Raw genomic sequence first — 19700 nt, 5'->3', positions numbered from 1 at the left:
TCAGTTTCCCGCGGCGCGACAAATCGCACCGAACTCATCTGCATTCAGGGAAGCCCCACCAATGAGCCCCCCATCGATATCCGGCATGCCGAACAGTTCGGCCGCATTGGCCGCCTTCACGCTGCCGCCGTATAGAAGCCGCACACCTTGTGCGACTTCAGAATTCTCTGCCGCCAACTGGGCGCGAATGGCTGCGTGCACATCCTGCGCTTGTTGCGGCGAAGCAGTCAGCCCAGTACCAATGGCCCAGACCGGCTCGTAAGCAATTACTGCCTTTGCAAAAGCACCAACACCCAGCTCCTCGATGATGCTGCCCAGCTGACGCCCGACAACCTCAAGAGTTTTTCCAGCCTCGCGCTGCTCGAGGGTTTCCCCTACACACAACACCGGAATCAAGCCACACGCCTGTGCTGCCGCAAATTTGCGATTCAGCGTCCCGTCGAGCTCGCCCATTATCTGGCGGCGCTCGGAGTGCCCGACAAGCACCAGGGAACAACCTGCATCCACTAACTGACTCGGTGAAATCTCACCTGTCAACGCACCCTGCCCGGATTCAATCGCAGAGTTCTGCGCGCCGACCGAAATCGACTTCCCTTGCAAACCATCAATCACTTGATTGATATACAAGCAAGGCGGGAACACCGCGACATCAACACCGCTCGGCAAGGCCAGATGACGAAGGCCGTCGATCAGCTCAGCGACGCTGGCGCGGGTACCGTGCATCTTCCAGTTACCAGCTACCATAGGGCGACGCATGCTGTACCTCGTCGGTCAAAGTGGGCGCAGATGTTACCCAACACAATCATGGCTGGCAAGCCGAAATCAGGCAGAAACTTCAGTTACCAGTTTTGCCAGCTCTTCGGCGTAATCGCGAACCTGCGTTTCGTCCTCGCCTTCGACCATGACACGCACCAGCGGCTCTGTCCCGGACTTGCGCAACAACACGCGCCCGCGGCCCGCCATCGCTTGAGTGACACGATCACTGGCCTCCTTGACAGTCGGATGCTCAAGCGGGCTCACACCACCGCCAAACCGCACATTGATCAACACCTGAGGGCACTTGCGCAACGCCTGACGCGACTGAGCCAGGCCTTCTGCGCGCCGCTTCAGCGCCATCAAGACCTGCAATGCAGCAATGATCGCATCACCGGTAGTGGTGTGACTGAAGCAGACAATGTGCCCCGAGTTTTCACCGCCCACCAGCCAATCGCGCTCCAGCAACTCGGAGATGACGTAACGATCACCAACGTTGGCCCGCACAAAAGGAATCGCCAGATCCGCCAGGGCCAACTCCAGCCCCAGGTTACTCATCAGCGTACCGACCACACCGCCCTGCAACTTGCCACGCTCCTGCAGGTCGCGCGCGATGATGAACAGCAGCTCATCACCATCGACGACAGCGCCGGTGTGATCAACCATCTGCACCCGGTCACCATCACCGTCGAAGGCGATACCCAAATCGGCACATTCGGCCAGTACGGCCGCTTGCAGCGGCGCCATATGGGTCGAACCGCAATTGTCATTGATGTTCAGGCCGTTAGGATTGGCAGAAAGCACAACAACATCAGCCCCCAACTCACGGAAGACGCTAGGCGCCACTTTATAGGTCGCACCATGGGCACAATCGAGCACGATCTTCAGGCCGGCAAAACTGGTGCCGGCCGGAACGCTGCTCTTGCAGAATTCAATATAACGGCCCGAGGCATCGTTGATTCGCGACACCTTGCCGATCTTGCTCGACTCAACCACGGTCATCGGGGTGTCGAGCAGCTCTTCGATCATCAGCTCGACTTCATCCGGGAGCTTGGTGCCCTTACCAGAGAAAAACTTGATGCCGTTGTCGTCATGAGGGTTATGCGAAGCGCTGATCACAATGCCGGCTTCGGCATGAAAGGTCCGCGTCAAATAGGCGATGGCCGGAGTCGGCATTGGCCCCAACAGCATCACATCAGCACCGGCCGAGGTCAGCCCAGCCTCAAGCGCCGATTCGAACATGTAACCGGAGATACGGGTGTCCTTGCCCACGAGCACCTTGCAAGCGCCCATGCTGCGAAATGCCATGCCTGCCGCCCAGCCAAGCTTGAGCATGAAATCAGGAGTGATCGGGTATTGACCGACCCGACCACGAATGCCGTCGGTGCCAAAGTATTTCTTGCTCATAAGTACTCCATCATTCTTATTCGGCTGATTCTACGGCGGCAATCATCCGCACCACGTCGACTGTTTCCGCCACATCATGGACGCGCAATATACGCGCACCTTTGACCGAAGCCAGTGCCGCAAGTGCCAGACCGCCATGCAGACGCTCACCCACCGGACGATTCAACGCCTGCCCGATCATGCTTTTTCGCGACACCCCGACCAACAGGGGCCGCCCCAAGGCATGCAGGGCCTCCATGTGTTTAAACAAGCTTAGGTTGTGCTGCAGGGTTTTCGCGAAGCCGAAGCCCGGATCAAGAATGATCCGCTCAGCAGGGATACCTACCGATGCACACTGAACCATGCGTTCGGCAAGAAACTCGCCGACCTCTTTCGTAACATCCTGGTACTGAGGGTTGTCCTGCATGTCGCCCGGCTCGCCGAGCATATGCATCAGGCACACCGGCAAACCAGTGGCCGCCGCTGCATCCAGAGCACCATCTCGACGCAACGAGCGTACGTCATTGATCAACCCCGCCCCCAGCCTTGCGGTTTCACGCATGACGGCAGGCGTGGAGGTATCGACCGAGATAATCACATCCAGTTCGCGACTGATGCGCTCAACGATAGGCGCTACGCGCTCGAGCTCTTCAAGCGGCGAAACGGCCCTGGCACCGGGCCGGGTCGATTCGCCACCGACGTCGATCAGCGTCGCACCGGCCGCCACCATCGCCTCGGCGTGGCGCAGGGCCGCGTCCAGCTGGCTGTATCGACCGCCATCGGAAAAGGAATCGGGAGTGACATTGAGAATGCCCATGACATGCGTCTGGGCCAAATCAAGAACCCGGTTGCCGCAAGGCAACCGGGTCGAGGACTGAACAGAAGTCATTTCAAACCTTAAACGTCAGCAGCCGGGCCGCCGATAGGTGTTTCCGGACGCCCATCCTGCACCACCGGAGGCGTGCCGGAAGTGTCGTTGCCGCCAGACCAGTCGCGAGGTTCGCGAGGCGTACGACCTGCCATGATGTCATCGATCTGATCGGCATCGATCGTCTCGTACTTCATCAAGGCATCCGCCATCGCATCAAGCTTGTCACGGTTATCCGTGAGGATCTGCTTGGCCGTGCCGTAGCACTGGTCAATGATGCTGCGCACTTCGGAGTCGATCAGCTTGGCCGTCTCGCCAGAGAAACTGGCATGCTGACCACCGCCGCCACGACCAAGGAACACTTCGCCCTCTTCTTCGGCGTACATCAATGGACCGAGTTTTTCCGACAGCCCCCACTTGGTCACCATGTTTCGTGCTATCTGGCTGGCACGCATGATGTCGTTGGACGCACCGGTGGTGACGCCATCGAAGCCCAGGGTCATCTCTTCAGCGATACGACCGCCGTACAGCGAGCAGATCTGGCTGATCAGTGCACGCTTGGACAGGCTGTAGCGATCTTCTTCCGGCAGGAACATGGTCACACCAAGTGCGCGACCGCGCGGAATGATCGACACCTTGTAGACCGGATCATGCTCAGGCACGACGCGACCGACGATAGCGTGGCCAGCTTCGTGATAAGCAGTGTTCTGCTTTTCTTTCTCGGACATGACCATGGATTTGCGCTCGGCACCCATCATGATCTTGTCTTTAGCCAGTTCGAACTCTTTCATTTCGACGATGCGCTTGCCGGCACGAGCTGCAAACAACGAAGCCTCGTTCACCAGGTTGGCCAGGTCAGCACCGGAGAAACCAGGAGTACCACGAGCGATCACGGCCGGAGCGACGTCGTCACCCATCGGCACTTTGCGCATGTGGACTTTGAGAATCTGCTCGCGACCACGGATGTCCGGCAGGCCAACCACGACCTGACGGTCGAAGCGGCCCGGACGCAGCAACGCAGGGTCCAGCACGTCCGGACGGTTGGTCGCGGCGATGACGATGATGCCGTCATTCATTTCGAAGCCGTCCATCTCTACCAGCAACTGGTTGAGGGTCTGCTCGCGCTCATCGTGACCACCACCCATGCCAGCACCACGGTGGCGACCGACGGCGTCGATTTCATCGATGAAGATGATGCATGGCGCATGTTTCTTCGCCTGCTCGAACATGTCACGGACACGGCTGGCACCGACGCCGACGAACATTTCGACGAAATCGGAACCGGAAATAGTAAAGAACGGTACTTTGGCTTCGCCGGCAATCGCCTTGGCCAGCAAGGTTTTACCGGTACCCGGAGGACCAACCATCAGCACGCCGCGAGGAATGCGACCGCCCAGGCGCTGGAACTTGCCCGGATCACGCAGGAACTCAACCAGTTCGCCGACTTCTTCCTTGGCTTCGTCACAACCTGCAACGTCAGCCAGGGTGGTTTTCACCTGATCTTCGGAGAGCAGGCGCGCCTTGCTCTTGCCGAAACTCATCGGCCCACCCTTGCCACCGGCACCGCCCTGCATCTGCCGCATGAAAAACATGAAGACGGCGATGATCACCAGGATCGGGAAGCTTGCGACCAGAAGTTGAGTCCAGATGCTTTGCTGCTCAGGCTGCTTGCCTTCGACCACAACGTGGTTATCCACGAGGTCGCCGATCAGACCGTTGTCCTGGATTGCCGGACGAATGGTCTTGAAGCTGTCGCCATCGTTGCGCTTGCCGGTAATCACGTAGCCATCAACCGCTACGCGCTCGACCTTGCCATCCTTGACCTGCTGGATGAAGTCGGAATAGTTGAGGGTCTGCGGCTCGTTAGGGCTGGAGAAGTTGTTCATCACCGTCACCAGGACAGCCGCGATGATCAACCACAGGATCAGATTCTTTGCCATATCGTTCAATTAACTACCCTCTGAAGCAAGCTCCGCTAATGGCGCGCGCTTCGCATGATATTCACCGGCCTAACTTACTACATTACCTACGGCTCTGGCAGGCGCCGTCTGTAACCCTTTGTGAAACACTTTCTACACGATATTCGCTAATGCACGCGGGGCGAAATATGAAAAACCTATCACCCCGCCAAAAAACCTCGTTTTACTCACTACGCCCGCGGTAACCCCAAGCCAGCATGTATTGCTCGCGGGAACTGTCACGGGAAGAGTCTGGCTTGATCATCTGGATCTTGTCGAATTTCCGACGAGCATCCTTCAGGTAAACATCAAACCCCTCGCCCTGAAAAATCTTGATCACAAAATTGCCACCCGGCTTGAGTATCCGCTCAGCCAAATCAAGCGCCAGCTCGCAAAGAAACATGGCTTTTGGCATGTCCACTTCAGGCGTACCACTCATATTGGGGGCCATATCGGAAATCACAAGGTCCACCTGCGAATTACCCACAGCTTCAAGGATCCGCGTGAGCACTTCGTCCTCGGTGAAGTCCCCCTGAATGAAAGTCACGTCCGGAATGCTGTCCATTTCCAGAATGTCCGAGGCGATCAGACGCCCCTGACCACCAATCAGACGGCTAGTCACCTGCGACCACCCCCCGGGCGCCGCACCCAGGTCGACAACGCTCATGCCGGGACGGATCAGCTTGTATTTCTCCTGGACCTCCAGAAGTTTGTAACTCGCACGCGAGCGGTAGCCATCCTTCTGTGCCTGCTTCACGTAGGGATCGTTGACATGTCTTTTCAGCCAACCAAGGCTTGTCTTGGAACGCGCCATTGGGCACCTCGATGATAAGGGTCGTGATTAATTGGGCGGATCCACGAGCCCTCGGGTAAAATGGCCGCCATTTTACAGAATCCAGACGAAAGGGTCAGATTATGCCGCTCACTCAAGAGCAGAAGAAACAGTACAAGTCCATTGGCCACCATCTGAAACCAGTTTTGATTGTGGCTGACAACGGCTTGACTGAAGGTGTGTTAGCCGAACTTGAACGCGCTTTGGCGGATCACGAGCTGATCAAAATCAAGCTCAACATCCTCGATCGCGAATCGCGCCTGGCAGCCATTGCAGAACTCTGCAAGGCCGGCAAAGCCGATCTGGTTCAGGTCATCGGCAAGATGGCGCTGATTTACCGCAAGAACTTCAGCGTCAACAAGCAGCTTTCGAACGTCCATCGCTTCAAGTGATGACAAGGGTCAAGGGTGTGCTTCGCGCACCCTGACACTCCATCCAGGCACCGGCTGCATGACCAGCACCAGCCCGGAAAAGCCCAGAACAAGATAGCTGAACAACTGCCAATGCAGCGCCTGCGGCCAACCGAAGCGTACTGCGAAATACATCGCGCACCCATACAGCGCCATCAGCAGCAGTTGCCCGCGAATATCCCGCCATAGACTGGCAAGGCCCTCGGCCTGTACCAACACCAAAGCCTGAAAAATCACACTCGCTGTGGCGAATCCCACCATCAGCGTGTTCAGCATGCCTGCAATTTCGTCGATCAGCAGCGGCGCCAGGCCTATTTGCCCCAGCACCGGCAGCAGACCGATGTGCAACAACCACAAGCCGCCAACCCAGAGCATCTGGGTCAGCTGCCAAAGCATGGCGCCTGCACGTAGCGGGCGCCTTCTTTCAGATGTGGCGAACTTCGACAATCTCATACTCGATAACGCCACCCGGCGTTTTGACCGCCACCACATCACCCTCTTCCTTGGCGATCAAGGCACGGGCAAGTGGCGAACCGACGGAGATCTTGCCGAGTTTGAAGTCAGCCTCATCCTCACCCACGATATGGTAAGTGACGCGCTCATCCGTCTCGACGTTGGCGATTTCAACGGTGGTGCCGAAAATCACTTTGCCGGTATGAGGAATGGTCGTGACATCGATGATGACCTGATTCTGAATCCGGCCTTCGATGTCACGAATCCGCGCCTCAACCATCCCCTGCTGCTCGCGAGCAGCGTGGTATTCGGCGTTTTCCTTCAAGTCACCCAACTCGCGGGCCGTACCGATGTCCTGACTGAGTTTCGGACGAACGACCTTGGTCAGATGAGCGTGTTCTTCTTCCAGGGCTTTAGCGCCCTTGACGGTCATTGGGTATTTGATCATGCCTTCAATCCTGCGTGTAGATCCTGCAAGCGGCGCACGGTCTTCTCGGGACCGAACTTCAGCGCTTCGCAGATAGCTTCGCCAGCAGCAATAGTAGTGGTGCAGTAGATCTTGTGCTGCAAGGCATTACGACGAATGGAGTAGGAATCAGCGATCGACTGACGACCTTCAGTGGTGTTGATGATCAGAGTGACCTCGTCATTCTTGATCATGTCGACCACGTGCGGACGACCCTCGGTTACCTTGTTCACACGACGCACTTTCAGGCCTGCGGCTTCGATCAGCTTGGCAGTACCGGCAGTGGCAACCACTTCGAAGCCCAAGTTGATCAGATCACGGGCCACGCCTGCAACCAGTGGCTTGTCATCGTCACGCACGCTGATGAACGCGGTACCGCCGGTCGGCAGCACTTCACTGGCGCCCATCTGGGCTTTGGCAAAGGCTTCGCCGAAGGTGTCGCCCACGCCCATCACTTCACCGGTGGACTTCATCTCTGGGCCCAGGATCGGGTCCACGCCAGGGAATTTGGCGAATGGGAACACCGCCTCTTTCACGCTGTAGAAGTTCGGAATGATTTCTTTGGTGAAACCGATTTCCTTCAGGGTTTTACCGGCCATCACGCGAGCCGCAATCATCGCCAGGGACACACCGATGCACTTGGAGACGAACGGTACGGTACGGGATGCGCGCGGGTTGACTTCGATGACGTAGATGTCTTCGCCTTGCAGCGCCAACTGAACGTTCATCAGGCCGACCACACCCAGTTCCAGGGCCATTTTCTTGACCTGTTCGCGCATCTCGTCCTGGATATGTGCAGGCAGCGAATACGGCGGCAGGGAGCATGCGGAGTCACCAGAGTGAACGCCGGCCTGCTCGATGTGCTGCATGATTGCGCCGATCACCACGTCGGTGCCGTCGCAGACCGCATCCACGTCCATTTCGATCGCGCAGTTGAGGAAGTGGTCCAGCAGCACCGGGCTGTCATTGGACACTTGAACCGCTTCACGCAGGTAGCGCTTGAGTTCTTCTTCTTCGTAAACGATTTCCATCGCACGGCCGCCCAGTACGTAGGACGGACGAACCACCAGCGGGTAACCGATCTTGGCGGCGGCGCGAATCGCTTCGTCTTCGCTGCGCACGGTGGCGTTAGGCGGCTGACGCAGGTTCAGACGCTCAACCATCTGCTGGAAGCGCTCACGGTCTTCGGCGCGGTCGATGGCGTCAGGGCTGGTGCCGATGATCGGCACGCCGGCGGCTTCCAGGGCACGGGCCAGTTTCAGCGGGGTCTGACCGCCGTACTGAACGATCACGCCTTTTGGCTTCTCGACGCGGACGATTTCCAGCACGTCTTCCAGGGTCACTGGTTCGAAGTACAGACGATCGGAGGTGTCGTAGTCGGTGGAAACGGTTTCCGGGTTGCAGTTGACCATGATGGTCTCGTACCCGTCATCGCGCAGGGCCAGTGCTGCGTGTACGCAGCAATAGTCGAACTCGATGCCCTGACCGATGCGGTTTGGACCACCGCCGAGGATCATGATCTTGTCGCGACCCGACGGCGCGGCTTCGCACTCTTCCTCGTAAGTCGAGTAGAGGTACGCGGTGTCGGTGGCGAACTCGGCCGCGCAGGTGTCGACGCGCTTGTAGACCGGGAACACTTCCAGCTTGTGACGATGGGTACGCAGGTTCTTCTCGGTGACGCCCAGCAGCTTGGCCAGACGCTGATCGGAGAAGCCTTTACGCTTGAGGCGGAACATCAGGTCGCGGTCGATAGCGGACAGACCCAGGGTCTTGACCTTCTCTTCTTCCTTGATCAGATCTTCGATCTGCACCAGGAACCACGGGTCGATCATGTTCATGCCGAAGATATCTTCGACCGACAGGCCCGCGCGGAACGCGTCAGCCACGTACCAGATACGCTCGGCACCCGGCACGGTCAGTTCGCGCTTGAGGATGCTCATGCTTTCCGGGTTGCTCAGGTCGAGCTTCTCGTCCAGACCGCAAACACCCACTTCCAGCCCGCGCAGAGCTTTCTGCAGGGATTCCTGGAAGGTCCGGCCGATGGCCATGACTTCACCGACCGACTTCATTTGAGTGGTCAGGCGTGCGTCGGCTTTCGGGAATTTCTCGAAGGCAAAGCGTGGCAGTTTGGTGACGACGTAGTCGATGGACGGTTCGAAGGACGCCGGGGTCTTGCCGCCGGTGATGTCGTTCGACAGTTCGTCGAGGGTGTAACCGACGGCCAGTTTTGCCGCGACCTTGGCGATCGGGAAACCGGTGGCTTTCGACGCCAGGGCCGAGGAACGGGATACCCGCGGGTTCATCTCGATGACCACCATGCGGCCAGTGTTCGGGCAGATGCCGAACTGGACGTTGGAGCCGCCGGTTTCCACGCCGATCTCGCGCAGTACCGCCAGGGAGGCGTTACGCAGGATCTGGTATTCCTTGTCGGTCAGGGTCTGTGCGGGTGCAACCGTGATCGAGTCACCGGTGTGCACGCCCATCGGGTCAAAGTTTTCGATGGAGCAGACAATGATGCAGTTGTCCTTTTTATCGCGGACAACTTCCATCTCGTATTCTTTCCAGCCGATCAGCGATTCGTCGATCAGCAGCTCTTTGGTCGGCGACAGATCCAGACCGCGGGCGCAGATTTCTTCGAATTCTTCACGGTTGTAAGCGATACCGCCACCGGTGCCGCCCATGGTGAAGGACGGACGAATGATGCAAGGGAAGCCCAGACGATCGAGAACCGCGTTGGCCTCTTCCATGCTGTGAGCGATACCCGAACGCGGGCAGTCCAGACCGATGGATTTCATCGCCTTGTCGAAGCGCGAACGGTCTTCGGCCTTGTCGATGGTGTCAGCGTTGGCGCCGATCATCTCTACCCCGAACTTCTCCAGAACACCTTCGCGTTCCAGGTCCAGGGCGCAGTTCAGAGCGGTCTGGCCGCCCATGGTCGGCAGCAGCGCGTCCGGACGCTCTTTCTCGATGATCTTGGCAACGGTCTGCCACTTGATCGGTTCGATGTAGGTGGCGTCGGCCATGGCCGGGTCAGTCATGATGGTCGCCGGGTTGGAGTTCACCAGGATGACGCGGTAACCCTCCTCGCGCAGGGCTTTACAGGCCTGGGCGCCGGAGTAGTCGAATTCGCAGGCCTGGCCGATCACGATCGGGCCAGCGCCGAGAATCAGGATGCTTTTAATGTCTGTACGTTTTGGCATGGGTTGTCACTCAAATCCGCAGGTCAGTCGGCAAGCCGTCTTGTTCAATCTCTGAAGCCTTGAGGGGGCCGCCGGTTTCGGGACCGCCCCCAGGCTTCGCTACATCAGGGCGAGCGATTAGCGTCGCTTGGCCATTTCGTTGATGAAGCGATCAAACAGTGGCGCTACGTCGTTCGGGCCAGGGCTGGCTTCAGGGTGACCCTGGAAGCTGAAGGCGCTCTTGTCGGTACGCTCGATGCCTTGCAGGGTGCCGTCGAACAGCGATTTGTGGATCGCCCGAACGTTGCCTGGCAGGGTCGCTTCGTCTACCGCAAAACCGTGGTTCTGGCTGGTGATCATCACCACACCGCTGTCCAGATCCTGGACCGGGTGGTTGGCACCGTGGTGGCCGTGGCCCATTTTCAGGGTCTTGGCACCGGAGGCCAGAGCCAGCAGTTGGTGGCCGAGGCAGATACCGAATACCGGGATCTCGGTTTCCAGCACGTCTTTAATGGCCTGGATCGCGTAGTCGCATGGCTCAGGGTCACCCGGGCCGTTGGACAGGAACACGCCGTCCGGCTTCAGAGCCAGAACGTCAGCCGCCGGCGTTTGAGCTGGCACCACAGTCACGCGGCAACCGCGCTCGACCAGCATGCGCAGGATGTTCAGCTTGACGCCGTAGTCGTAGGCAACCACGTGGTATGGCAGATCGGAAGCGTCGATGGTCGCGTGGCTGTCGGTCTTCAAGTCCCAGACAGTCGAGCGCCACTCGTACTTCTCTTTGGTGCTGACGACTTTCGCCAGGTCCATGCCTTTGAGGCCAGGGAAGCCCTGGGCAGCGGCGATGGCGGCGGCTTCGGAAATGTTGTCACCGGCCATGATGCAGCCGTTCTGCGCGCCTTTCTCACGCAGGATGCGTGTCAGGCGGCGGGTGTCGATACCAGCGATAGCCACGACGTTGTTGGCTTTCAGGTAGTCGGACAGAGACATCGTGTTGCGCCAGTTGCTCGCAACCAGTGGCAGGTCACGGATGACCAGGCCAGCGGACCAGACGCGATCGGACTCGGCGTCTTCCGGCGTGGTGCCGGTGTTGCCGATGTGCGGGTAAGTCAGGGTAACGATCTGTTGGGCGTAGGAAGGATCGGTAAGGATTTCCTGATAGCCGGTCATTGCGGTGTTGAACACCACCTCACCAACGGTTTGACCGTCGGCTCCAATGGCTTCGCCGCGAAAAATGCTGCCATCAGCAAGGGCGAGTATGGCTGGCTTAGTCAAGAAGACCTCCCGTAAATAAAGCCTGAAAGGGCGATCGCAGGTTGTAAAAAAGCGGAGTGACGTATGGACACGTCACCCCGCTTCTTCATCGAATTATTCTGCGCGCTTTTAGTGGACACACTAAAGCTGTAGCTTACAGAAAAAGGCATTTTTGGTCTACCGCCAATGAGCCCTAAAGGCCGGAGAATGCGACAGGACGTCGCTTGGCGGTTTAAAACCGGGCTCAAAGGCTATGTTTGAACCCGGTTTCGGCTGCATCTTAACGCAGGTCAAGCACGTCTTGCATGTCATAGAGGCCTGGCTCACGACCGTCCAGCCACAAAGCCGCACGTACCGCGCCCTTGGCGAAGGTCATGCGACTGGATGCCTTGTGCGTGATTTCCAGGCGCTCGCCCTCACAGGCAAACAGCACCGTATGATCACCGACCACATCACCACCGCGAACAGTGGCAAAGCCGATCGTTTCACGCTCGCGCGCACCGGTGTGACCTTCACGCCCATAGACCGCAACCTTCTGCAGATCACGATCCAGCGCACTGGCGATTACTTCGCCCATGCGCAGCGCCGTACCTGAAGGGGCATCGATCTTGTGCCGGTGATGAGCCTCGATGATTTCGATATCCGCATCATCACCCAGCACGCGCGCAGCCATGTCGAGCAGCTTCAGCGACAGGTTTACACCGACACTGAAATTGGCCGCGAACACGATAGGAATATCCTTGCCCGCCTCGGCCAGCAACTGCTTCTGCGCTACATCCAATCCGGTCGTGCCAATCACCATGGCTTTGCCCGCCTTGCGGCAGAAAGCCAGGTTTTTCAGCATGACTTCCGGGAGCGTAAAGTCGATCAGCACGTCGAACTCATCAGCCACCGAGTCCAGACTACCGGACAGCGGCACACCAATACGCCCCAACGAGGCCAGCTCACCGGCATCCACGCCAATCAGCGTACTGCCGGGGCGCACGATGGCGGCGGTCAGACCGGTCAGCGGCGCGCGCTGCTGCACCGCCTCGATCAAAATCTTGCCCATGCGGCCGGCGGCACCCATCACAGCTATACGTCGCATGTTCACTCCTTACAAATCGCCGAAGAAGCGCTTCACGCCTTCGAACCAACCAGTGGTTTTCGGCGAATGACTGTTGTCGTCCGCCAAAGAGCTGCGGAACTCTTCCAGCAATTCGCGCTGACGACGACCCAGGTTGACCGGGGTTTCGACAGCCACACGGCACATCAGATCGCCAGCGCCGCCGCCACGAACCGGCGCAACGCCTTTGCCGCGAACACGGAACTGCTTGCCGGTCTGAGTCCCCTCAGGGATCTTCAGCTTGACCCGACCATCGAGGGTTGGAATCTCCAGCTCGCCGCCCAACGCTGCGTCGACAAAGCTGATCGGCACTTCGCAGAACAGGTGTTTGCCGTCACGCTGGAAGATCGCGTGCTCACGCACATTGATCACCACGTACAGGTCGCCGGTCGGACCACCCTGCGCGCCTGCTTCGCCTTCGCCGGACAGACGAATACGGTCACCGGTATCGACACCGGCCGGCACTTTGACGGAAAGCGTCTTGTACTCTTCGACACGACCTTCGCCGTGGCAGGAATCGCACGGATCGGAAATGATCTTGCCCTGGCCATGGCAACGCGGGCAGGTCTGCTGCACCGAGAAGAAGCCTTGCTGCATGCGTACCTGACCGATACCGCCACACGTCGGGCAGGTGACCGGCGAGGAGCCTTTCTTGGCGCCCGAGCCGTCACACGGCTTGCAGTTGACCAGTGTCGGAACACGGATATTCACGGTTGTGCCGCGCACCGCTTCTTCCAGATTCAACTCCAGCGTGTAACGCAGGTCGCTGCCACGCTGAGCGCCGCCACGGGAGCCGCCGCGACCGCCACCGAAGAAGTCACTGAAGACATCGCCAAAGATGTCGGAGAAGTTCTGGCCACCAAAACCGGCACCGCCGCCACCCATGCTCGGGTCGACACCGGCATGACCGTATTGGTCATAGGCCGCGCGCTTGCTGGAATCGGACAGCACTTCGTAGGCCTCGTTGGCCTCCTTGAACATCTCTTCCGACGCTTTGTCATCGGGATTACGGTCCGGGTGGTGCTTCATCGCCAGGCGGCGGTAGGCCTTTTTCAGGTCCGCTTCGCTTGAACCACGCTCAACACCCAATACTTCGTAATAGTCACGCTTTGCCATAAGTCTTTGCACTCTTAAGGACGTTCGACAAACCTCTCCTGAGCCTCGCCGAACTCGTTGAGCCCCAATACAGGCCCGGACCCAACTCACGTCAATTCAACGATCCTGGTCTTTGATTCAATGCGGTACTTTCGGCTCGAAAAGCAGGAGCATTCCCGGCCATACCACCAACATCCGAGCGTTGTCGCATGCTGTAAAAATTCGCTTACTCCAGACACGCCAACGCGGGAGCAAGCTCCCGCGCGGCGACATCCTACCAGTCACCGCCTTAAGGCAGTCAACCGGGCGACCAACAACTTACTTGTGGTCTTTGACTTCTTCGAACTCGGCATCGACGACGTCGTCAGCTTTTTCAGCTTTTTCGTCGTGCGGTGCCGCGCCTTCAGCTGGCTGAGCCTGATCGGCGTACATCTTCTGAGCCACTGGCGCGGAGACCTTGGACAGCTCTTCAACCTTGGCTTCGATAGCAGCCTTGTCGTCGCCCTTAACAGCGGCTTCCAGGGCAACTACTGCCGCTTCGATTGCAGTCTTCTCTTCAGCGCTCACTTTGTCGCCAGCATCAGCGATCATTTTGCGAGTCGAGTGAACCAGTGCGTCGCCCTGGTTACGAGCGCTGGCCAGCTCTTCGAACTTGCGGTCTTCTTCGGCATTCAGTTCAGCGTCGCGAACCATCTGCTGAATTTCGTCCTCGGACAGACCGGAGTTGGCCTTGATCACGATCGACTGAGTCTTGCCGGTAGCCTTGTCTTTGGCGCCTACGTGCAGAATGCCGTTGGCGTCGATATCGAAGGTCACTTCGATTTGTGGCACGCCACGTGGAGCCGGTGGAATCTCGGCCAGGTCGAACTTGCCCAGGGACTTGTTCTGTGCGGCTTGCTTACGCTCACCTTGCAGCACGTGAATGGTCACGGCGCCCTGGTTGTCGTCAGCAGTCGAGAACACTTGCGATTTCTTGGTAGGAATCGTGGTGTTTTTCTCGATCAGCGCGGTCATCACGCCACCCATGGTTTCGATACCCAGGGTCAGCGGGCTGACGTCGAGCAGCAGAACGTCTTTCACGTCGCCGGCCAATACAGCGCCCTGGATCGCAGCACCCATCGCAACAGCTTCGTCCGGGTTAACGTCTTTACGAGCTTCTTTACCAAAGAAGTCGGAAACAGCTTTCTGCACCATTGGCATACGGGTCTGACCGCCGACCAGAATCACGTCGTCAATCTTGCTGACATCGATACCGGCGTCTTTCATCGCGATGCGGCAAGGTTCGATGGTGCGCTGAACCAGGTCTTCCACCAGCGCTTCGAGCTTGGCGCGGGAGATTTTCACGTTCAAGTGCTTAGGACCGGTAGCGTCTGCAGTGATGTACGGCAGGTTCACGTCGGTCGACTGGCTCGAGGACAGTTCGATCTTGGCTTTCTCAGCGGCTTCTTTCAGGCGCTGCATGGCCAGCGGGTCACCCTTGAGGTTCATGCCGCTTTCTTTCTTGAATTCGTCAACGAGGTAGTCGATCAGACGAATGTCAAAGTCTTCACCACCCAGGAAGGTGTCACCGTTGGTGGCCAACACTTCGAACTGGTGCTCGCCATCGACTTCAGCGATCTCGATCACGGAAACGTCGAAAGTACCGCCACCCAGGTCGTAAACGATCACGGTGTGATCGCCTTTCGCCTTGTCCATACCGTAGGCCAGTGCGGCTGCGGTCGGTTCGTTGATGATACGTTTTACGTCCAGGCCCGCGATGCGGCCGGCGTCTTTGGTGGCTTGACGCTGGCTGTCGTTGAAGTAGGCCGGAACGGTGATTACCGCTTCGGTCACAGGCTCGCCGAGGTAGTCTTCGGCGGTCTTCTTCATTTTCTTCAGAATTTCAGCCGAGATTTGTGGCGGCGCCATTTTCTGGCCGTTCACTTCAACCCAAGCGTCGCTGTTGTCAGCTTTGACGATCTTGTAAGGGACCATCTGGATGTCTTTCTGTACGACTTCTTCGTCAAAACGACGACCGATCAGACGCTTCACCGCGTACAGGGTGTTATGCGGATTGGTCACTGCCTGACGTTTGGCCGACTGGCCAACCAGGATTTCGCCATCGTTGGCATAAGCGATGATCGACGGCGTGGTACGCGCGCCTTCAGCGTTTTCAATAACTTTGGCCTTGCCGTTTTCCAGCACGGAGACGCAGGAGTTGGTAGTCCCCAGGTCGATACCGATAATTTTGCCCATGTTCACTCTCCCGAAACTTTGGATTTGGATGCCGCAGTAGTGGTGGCTGACTGCGGTAGCACTTAAACGCTTGACTTCTAAATGGGGGCCTTGCGGCTAATTTCAAGCCTGCTCGTCAATCGAAGGCGAAACCGGTGCAGGTGCCTTGCTGACCACGACCATGGCCGGGCGCAGCAGGCGACCGTGGAGCTGATAGCCCTTCTGAAACACCTTGAGCACGCTGTTTGGCTCGACGTCGGCGCTTTCCTGCATGGCCATCGCCTGATGATGCGAGGCATTGAAAGGTTCGCCTTCAGGATCGATGGCTTCCAGGTGATAGCGCTTCAGGGTGTCCTGGAACATTTTCAGGGTCAGCTCGATCCCTTCGCGCATCGAACGAATGTTTTCGTCGTCAGGGTTGGACAGCTCCAGGCCGCGCTCCAGGCTGTCAATGATCGGCAGCAGGTCGCCTGCGAATTTTTCCAGGGCGAACTTGTGAGCCTTTTCAACGTCCTGATCGGCACGACGGCGGACGTTCTGCAGATCGGCGGCTACACGCAAAGCCTGATCCTGCGCACCAGCCAATTGCTCTTCGAGCACTTGCACACGAGCCGCCAGGTCTTCACCCGAAGCCTCGGGGGCCTGATTGGCGTCTAGATTTTGCGTATCCACTGTCTGTTCGTCAGCCATAGATTTCTCCTTCCAATATCGTCCGCGAGCTCAACTCGCGCTTCTGCCCCGGTATATGGGGCCGCAAAATTCAGCTTCAAGGGCTGTTTGATGATTAACCCTACAAAAAACAACTGCTTTGTCATTCCCAGGCGCGCTAAGGATTTCTTTCAATCAAGCAAATCGAACTAAGAAGGGGCATTGTCAGCCAGAAACAAAACACTGTATAAATAACCAGACCTAAAGCCTGGGAGCGGCCTTTATGCTGGTGCACCTGTCCGTACACAACTACGCCATCGTTGAACATCTCGATCTCGAACTCGATCGCGGGATGAGCGTGATCACAGGGGAAACCGGCGCCGGCAAGTCGATCATGCTCGACGCCCTCGGTCTGACCCTGGGTGATCGCGCCGACAGCGGCGTGGTCCGCCCCGGTGCCGACAAGGCCGACATCCTGGCCACCTTCGACCTGATCGACATCCCTGAAGCCAGTGCCTGGCTGGCCGAGCGCGACCTCGAGAACGATGGCCCGTGCATCCTGCGCCGCGTGATCACCGCTGAAGGGCGTTCGCGCGGCTATATCAATGGCACCCCCTGCCCTCTCGGCGACCTGAAGGCCCTGGGCGAGTTGCTGATCGATATCCACAGCCAGCACGAACACCAATCCCTGCTCAAAACCGATACCCATCGCCGCCTGCTCGACGAGTACGCCGGCGCCACGGACCTTGCCCGCCAGGTGCAACTGGCCGCCCAACGCTGGCGCCAGACCCGCCAGGAGCTGGAGCGCCTCTCCAACTCCGGCGATGAACAGCGCGCTCGCCATCAGTTGCTCAGCTATCAACTCGAAGAACTGGAAAACCTCGGCCTTGGCGAAAGCGAGCTGGAGCAACTGGAGCAGGAACACAAGAACCTGACCAACGCCGAAACCCTGCTGGGCATTTGTCGGCAAGTGGTCGAACAATGCAGCGAAAGTGATTCCGGCAATGTATTGAACGCACTGACCGCCAGCCTCAATCGCCTATCGAGCGTGAACAATTCGATCGGCGCCCTGGGTGAAGCCAGCAACCTGCTGACCAGCGCGCAGATTCAGGTTGAAGAAGCGGTGGGCGAATTGAACCGTTTTCTCGACAATTTCGACGCTGACCCGGCACGCCTTCAATACCTGGAAGAACGCCTCGATGCGATCTACACCCTGGCGCGCAAACACCGCATCCAGCCGACCGAAGTCGCCGAGATGCAACAGAAGCTACTCGACGAAATCGAAACCCTGAATGCCAACGATGAATCCATCGAGCGACTGGGCGATGAGCTGGCCTCCTACGCCCGTCATTATCAGGAGAAGGCTCGGGAATTGAGCGACCTGCGCCATCGAGCGTCGAGCAGCCTGGCCAGCGCCGTGGAACAGGAAATCCAGCGCCTGGGCATGCCCGGCGGCCGCTTCACCATCGAACTGCGGCCCAACAGCAGCGACGAACTACTGCCCAACGGGCTCGAACAAGTAGAGCTGCTGGTGAGCGCCAACCCGGGGCAACCATTGAAAGCCCTGGCAAAAGTGGCGTCGGGTGGCGAGCTGTCGCGTATCAGCCTGGCAATTCAGGTGATCACCGCACAGACCTCCCGCGTACCGACGCTGGTGTTCGACGAAGTGGACGTAGGTATCGGCGGCCCGACCGCCGAGATTGTCGGCCAGTTGCTGCGACGCCTCGGGGAGCGCGGGCAGGTTCTGACCGTGACTCACTTGCCGCAAGTGGCGGCGCAGGGGCATCAACATCTATTTGTGCACAAGGTCCGCGGTGAAGACGCCACGCACACGGCCGTCTCCAAGCTGAGCAAGAATGATCGTGTCGAAGAAGTGGCACGGATGCTGGGCGGCATCGACCTCACCAAGGAGTCCCTGGCTCACGCGAAGAAAATGGTCGTTACCGCAAAAATCTAAGGACGGCAGAAAGCACGAAGGCGACCCTGAGGTCGCCTTCGTTCGTTTCGCGAACCTTGCGTTCGCGCGACATGCTTACTTTTTCTTGCGCACGTACAGTACAAGATTGTGATCGACCATCTCGAAGCCATACTTGTCGACGATTGCTTTCTGCAGCCGCTCGATTTCTTCGTCGAAGAATTCGATCACTTCACTGGTCTCGACGTTGACCATATGGTCGTGATGCTTGCCGTCGTCCAGTTCGAAGACCGCATGGCCTCCGTCGAAGTTGTGCCGCACCACAAGGCCAGCTGCCTCGAACTGGGTCAGAACACGGTAAACCGTGGCCAGACCGACGTCCTCACCAGCCTCCATCAGTGCCTTGTAGACGTCCTCGGCACTCATGTGGCGTTGCTCGGCGGAATCGAGCATTTGCAGAATTTTGACCCGTGGAAGGGTCACTTTGAGGCCGGCTTTGCGTAGTTCGCTATTTTCAACCATGGTCAGCTTTCTCGCGATGCTGCTTCGCAGCTTCTCTTAATGCGGGTATGATCGGCGTTTACGTTGTCCCAGCCAAGATAGTGGAAGTCGCCCACCGATGCAAAACACCAAGCTCTTGCTAACCAGTTTCACCTTTGTGGGACTGCTCGCACTCGCCGGTTGTTCATTCCCCGGGGTTTACAAAATCGACATCCAGCAGGGCAATGTCGTCACGCAGGACATGATAGACCAGTTACGCCCGGGAATGACCCGTCGGCAAGTACGGTTTATCATGGGCAACCCTCTGTTGACTGACACGTTCCACGCCGATCGCTGGGATTACTTGTATAGCCTGCAACCGGGTGGCGGTGAACGCCAACAGGAACGCATCAGCGTTATCTTCAACCCGAATGACCAACTTGTCAGCCTCTCTGGCGATTTCATGCCAGGCGTGAGCCGCGACGAGGCCATTCTCGGCAAGGACAGCGGCACTACCGTGACCGCGCCGGCAGGAAACGCCGAGAAGCCGAAGCCAGAAAAACCGGTCAAGCCAGGCTCGTTGCTGGACCAGATCCAGAAGGACGTGGACAACGTAGAAACTGTCCCTGTCCCGACTCCAGAACCGCTGGAAACCTCGCCGCAATAATTTGCGACGCAATAAAA

At 58.2% G+C, this 19700-nt stretch carries 17 protein-coding genes; 3 read left to right on the top strand and 14 right to left on the bottom strand.

The window, feature by feature from the left end; translation table 11 throughout:
- The 5 genes from tpiA to rlmE form a co-directional block, all read right to left on the bottom strand.
- Positions 1-756, bottom strand: coding sequence for a triose-phosphate isomerase (tpiA, locus tag LOY36_RS03715; protein WP_007933541.1), 756 nt, complete (start codon positions 754-756; stop codon positions 1-3).
- Positions 757-822: 66 nt separating this feature from the next.
- A complete protein-coding gene (glmM, locus tag LOY36_RS03710; protein WP_258672336.1) occupies positions 823-2160 on the bottom strand; it encodes a phosphoglucosamine mutase in 1338 nt (445 codons plus the stop codon).
- 16 nt (positions 2161-2176) lie between these two features.
- A complete protein-coding gene (gene folP / locus LOY36_RS03705; protein WP_019582454.1) occupies positions 2177-3028 on the bottom strand; it encodes a dihydropteroate synthase in 852 nt (283 codons plus the stop codon).
- A gap of 8 nt (positions 3029-3036) precedes the next feature.
- Positions 3037-4947: an ATP-dependent zinc metalloprotease FtsH gene (gene ftsH / locus LOY36_RS03700; RefSeq protein ID WP_018929483.1), complete on the bottom strand. Its 1911-nt coding sequence runs from the start codon at positions 4945-4947 to the stop codon at positions 3037-3039.
- A 202-nt stretch (positions 4948-5149) separates the two neighbouring features.
- Complete coding sequence (gene rlmE, locus LOY36_RS03695; protein ID WP_007933535.1) at positions 5150-5779, bottom strand: 23S rRNA (uridine(2552)-2'-O)-methyltransferase RlmE; 630 nt, start codon at positions 5777-5779, stop codon at positions 5150-5152.
- A 101-nt stretch (positions 5780-5880) separates the two neighbouring features.
- Between rlmE and LOY36_RS03690 the strand changes: the two genes are divergently transcribed.
- On the top strand, positions 5881-6189 hold the full coding sequence (locus LOY36_RS03690) for a YhbY family RNA-binding protein (RefSeq protein ID WP_007900503.1): 309 nt from the start codon (positions 5881-5883) through the stop codon (positions 6187-6189).
- 9 nt (positions 6190-6198) lie between these two features.
- On the opposite strand, the gene LOY36_RS03685 is transcribed toward LOY36_RS03690, so the two are convergent.
- The 8 genes from LOY36_RS03685 to grpE all read right to left on the bottom strand — a co-directional run bounded on the left by LOY36_RS03685 (position 6199) and on the right by grpE (position 16663).
- Positions 6199-6603, bottom strand: coding sequence for an MFS transporter (locus tag LOY36_RS03685; RefSeq protein WP_258672335.1), 405 nt, complete (start codon positions 6601-6603; stop codon positions 6199-6201).
- Positions 6604-6631: 28 nt separating this feature from the next.
- The gene (gene greA, locus LOY36_RS03680; protein ID WP_019651075.1) at positions 6632-7108 is read right to left on the bottom strand and encodes a transcription elongation factor GreA; all 477 of its coding nucleotides are present in this window, start codon (positions 7106-7108) and stop codon (positions 6632-6634) included.
- On the bottom strand, positions 7105-10326 hold the full coding sequence (carB, locus tag LOY36_RS03675; protein WP_019651074.1) for a carbamoyl-phosphate synthase large subunit: 3222 nt from the start codon (positions 10324-10326) through the stop codon (positions 7105-7107). The genes greA and carB overlap by 4 nt, the downstream gene beginning before the upstream one ends.
- Before the next feature lie 117 nt (positions 10327-10443).
- Positions 10444-11580: a glutamine-hydrolyzing carbamoyl-phosphate synthase small subunit gene (gene carA / locus LOY36_RS03670; protein WP_019651073.1), complete on the bottom strand. Its 1137-nt coding sequence runs from the start codon at positions 11578-11580 to the stop codon at positions 10444-10446.
- Positions 11581-11839: 259 nt separating this feature from the next.
- A complete protein-coding gene (gene dapB / locus LOY36_RS03665) occupies positions 11840-12646 on the bottom strand; it encodes a 4-hydroxy-tetrahydrodipicolinate reductase (protein WP_258672334.1) in 807 nt (268 codons plus the stop codon).
- A gap of 9 nt (positions 12647-12655) precedes the next feature.
- Positions 12656-13780 carry a molecular chaperone DnaJ gene (gene dnaJ / locus LOY36_RS03660; protein WP_019651071.1) on the bottom strand — a complete coding sequence of 375 codons (1125 nt, stop codon included), beginning with the start codon at positions 13778-13780 and terminating at the stop codon, positions 12656-12658.
- 297 nt (positions 13781-14077) lie between these two features.
- Complete coding sequence (dnaK, locus tag LOY36_RS03655; protein ID WP_019651070.1) at positions 14078-15994, bottom strand: molecular chaperone DnaK; 1917 nt, start codon at positions 15992-15994, stop codon at positions 14078-14080.
- Between the two features lie 102 nt (positions 15995-16096).
- Complete coding sequence (gene grpE, locus LOY36_RS03650; protein ID WP_019651069.1) at positions 16097-16663, bottom strand: nucleotide exchange factor GrpE; 567 nt, start codon at positions 16661-16663, stop codon at positions 16097-16099.
- Positions 16664-16904: 241 nt separating this feature from the next.
- On the opposite strand from grpE, the gene recN reads away from it, so the two are divergent.
- Positions 16905-18578 carry a DNA repair protein RecN gene (gene recN / locus LOY36_RS03645; RefSeq protein ID WP_258672333.1) on the top strand — a complete coding sequence of 558 codons (1674 nt, stop codon included), beginning with the start codon at positions 16905-16907 and terminating at the stop codon, positions 18576-18578.
- 75 nt (positions 18579-18653) lie between these two features.
- Here the strand turns inward: recN and fur are convergent, their stop codons facing one another.
- Positions 18654-19058: a ferric iron uptake transcriptional regulator gene (fur, locus tag LOY36_RS03640; protein ID WP_003197684.1), complete on the bottom strand. Its 405-nt coding sequence runs from the start codon at positions 19056-19058 to the stop codon at positions 18654-18656.
- Positions 19059-19155: 97 nt separating this feature from the next.
- On the opposite strand from fur, the gene LOY36_RS03635 reads away from it, so the two are divergent.
- The gene (locus LOY36_RS03635) at positions 19156-19683 is read left to right on the top strand and encodes an outer membrane protein assembly factor BamE (RefSeq protein WP_018929473.1); all 528 of its coding nucleotides are present in this window, start codon (positions 19156-19158) and stop codon (positions 19681-19683) included.
- The last annotated feature ends 17 nt before the right edge of the window (positions 19684-19700 follow it).

It is taken from the genome of Pseudomonas sp. B21-019, assembly GCF_024749225.1.
GTDB lineage: Bacteria > Pseudomonadota > Gammaproteobacteria > Pseudomonadales > Pseudomonadaceae > Aquipseudomonas.
Note: the sequence above shows the minus strand (reverse complement) of the source record. Positions and strands in the feature narration are given on the sequence as shown.

Excerpts from the sequence above, each read along its gene's own strand:
- rlmE (WP_007933535.1), bottom strand. The coding sequence starts at position 5,779 with ATGGCGCGTTCCAAGACAAGCCTTGGTTGGCTGAAAAGACATGTCAAC.
- grpE (WP_019651069.1), bottom strand. The coding sequence starts at position 16,663 with ATGGCTGACGAACAGACAGTGGATACGCAAAATCTAGACGCCAATCAG.
- LOY36_RS03685 (WP_258672335.1), bottom strand. The coding sequence starts at position 6,603 with ATGCTTTGGCAGCTGACCCAGATGCTCTGGGTTGGCGGCTTGTGGTTG.
- glmM (WP_258672336.1), bottom strand. The coding sequence starts at position 2,160 with ATGAGCAAGAAATACTTTGGCACCGACGGCATTCGTGGTCGGGTCGGT.
- dnaJ (WP_019651071.1), bottom strand. The coding sequence starts at position 13,780 with ATGGCAAAGCGTGACTATTACGAAGTATTGGGTGTTGAGCGTGGTTCA.
- greA (WP_019651075.1), bottom strand. The coding sequence starts at position 7,108 with ATGATCAAATACCCAATGACCGTCAAGGGCGCTAAAGCCCTGGAAGAA.
- fur (WP_003197684.1), bottom strand. The coding sequence starts at position 19,058 with ATGGTTGAAAATAGCGAACTACGCAAAGCCGGCCTCAAAGTGACCCTT.
- LOY36_RS03635 (WP_018929473.1), top strand. The coding sequence starts at position 19,156 with ATGCAAAACACCAAGCTCTTGCTAACCAGTTTCACCTTTGTGGGACTG.
- folP (WP_019582454.1), bottom strand. The coding sequence starts at position 3,028 with ATGACTTCTGTTCAGTCCTCGACCCGGTTGCCTTGCGGCAACCGGGTT.
- dnaK (WP_019651070.1), bottom strand. The coding sequence starts at position 15,994 with ATGGGCAAAATTATCGGTATCGACCTGGGGACTACCAACTCCTGCGTC.
- ftsH (WP_018929483.1), bottom strand. The coding sequence starts at position 4,947 with ATGGCAAAGAATCTGATCCTGTGGTTGATCATCGCGGCTGTCCTGGTG.
- tpiA (WP_007933541.1), bottom strand. The coding sequence starts at position 756 with ATGCGTCGCCCTATGGTAGCTGGTAACTGGAAGATGCACGGTACCCGC.
- carB (WP_019651074.1), bottom strand. The coding sequence starts at position 10,326 with ATGCCAAAACGTACAGACATTAAAAGCATCCTGATTCTCGGCGCTGGC.
- LOY36_RS03690 (WP_007900503.1), top strand. The coding sequence starts at position 5,881 with ATGCCGCTCACTCAAGAGCAGAAGAAACAGTACAAGTCCATTGGCCAC.
- dapB (WP_258672334.1), bottom strand. The coding sequence starts at position 12,646 with ATGCGACGTATAGCTGTGATGGGTGCCGCCGGCCGCATGGGCAAGATT.
- recN (WP_258672333.1), top strand. The coding sequence starts at position 16,905 with ATGCTGGTGCACCTGTCCGTACACAACTACGCCATCGTTGAACATCTC.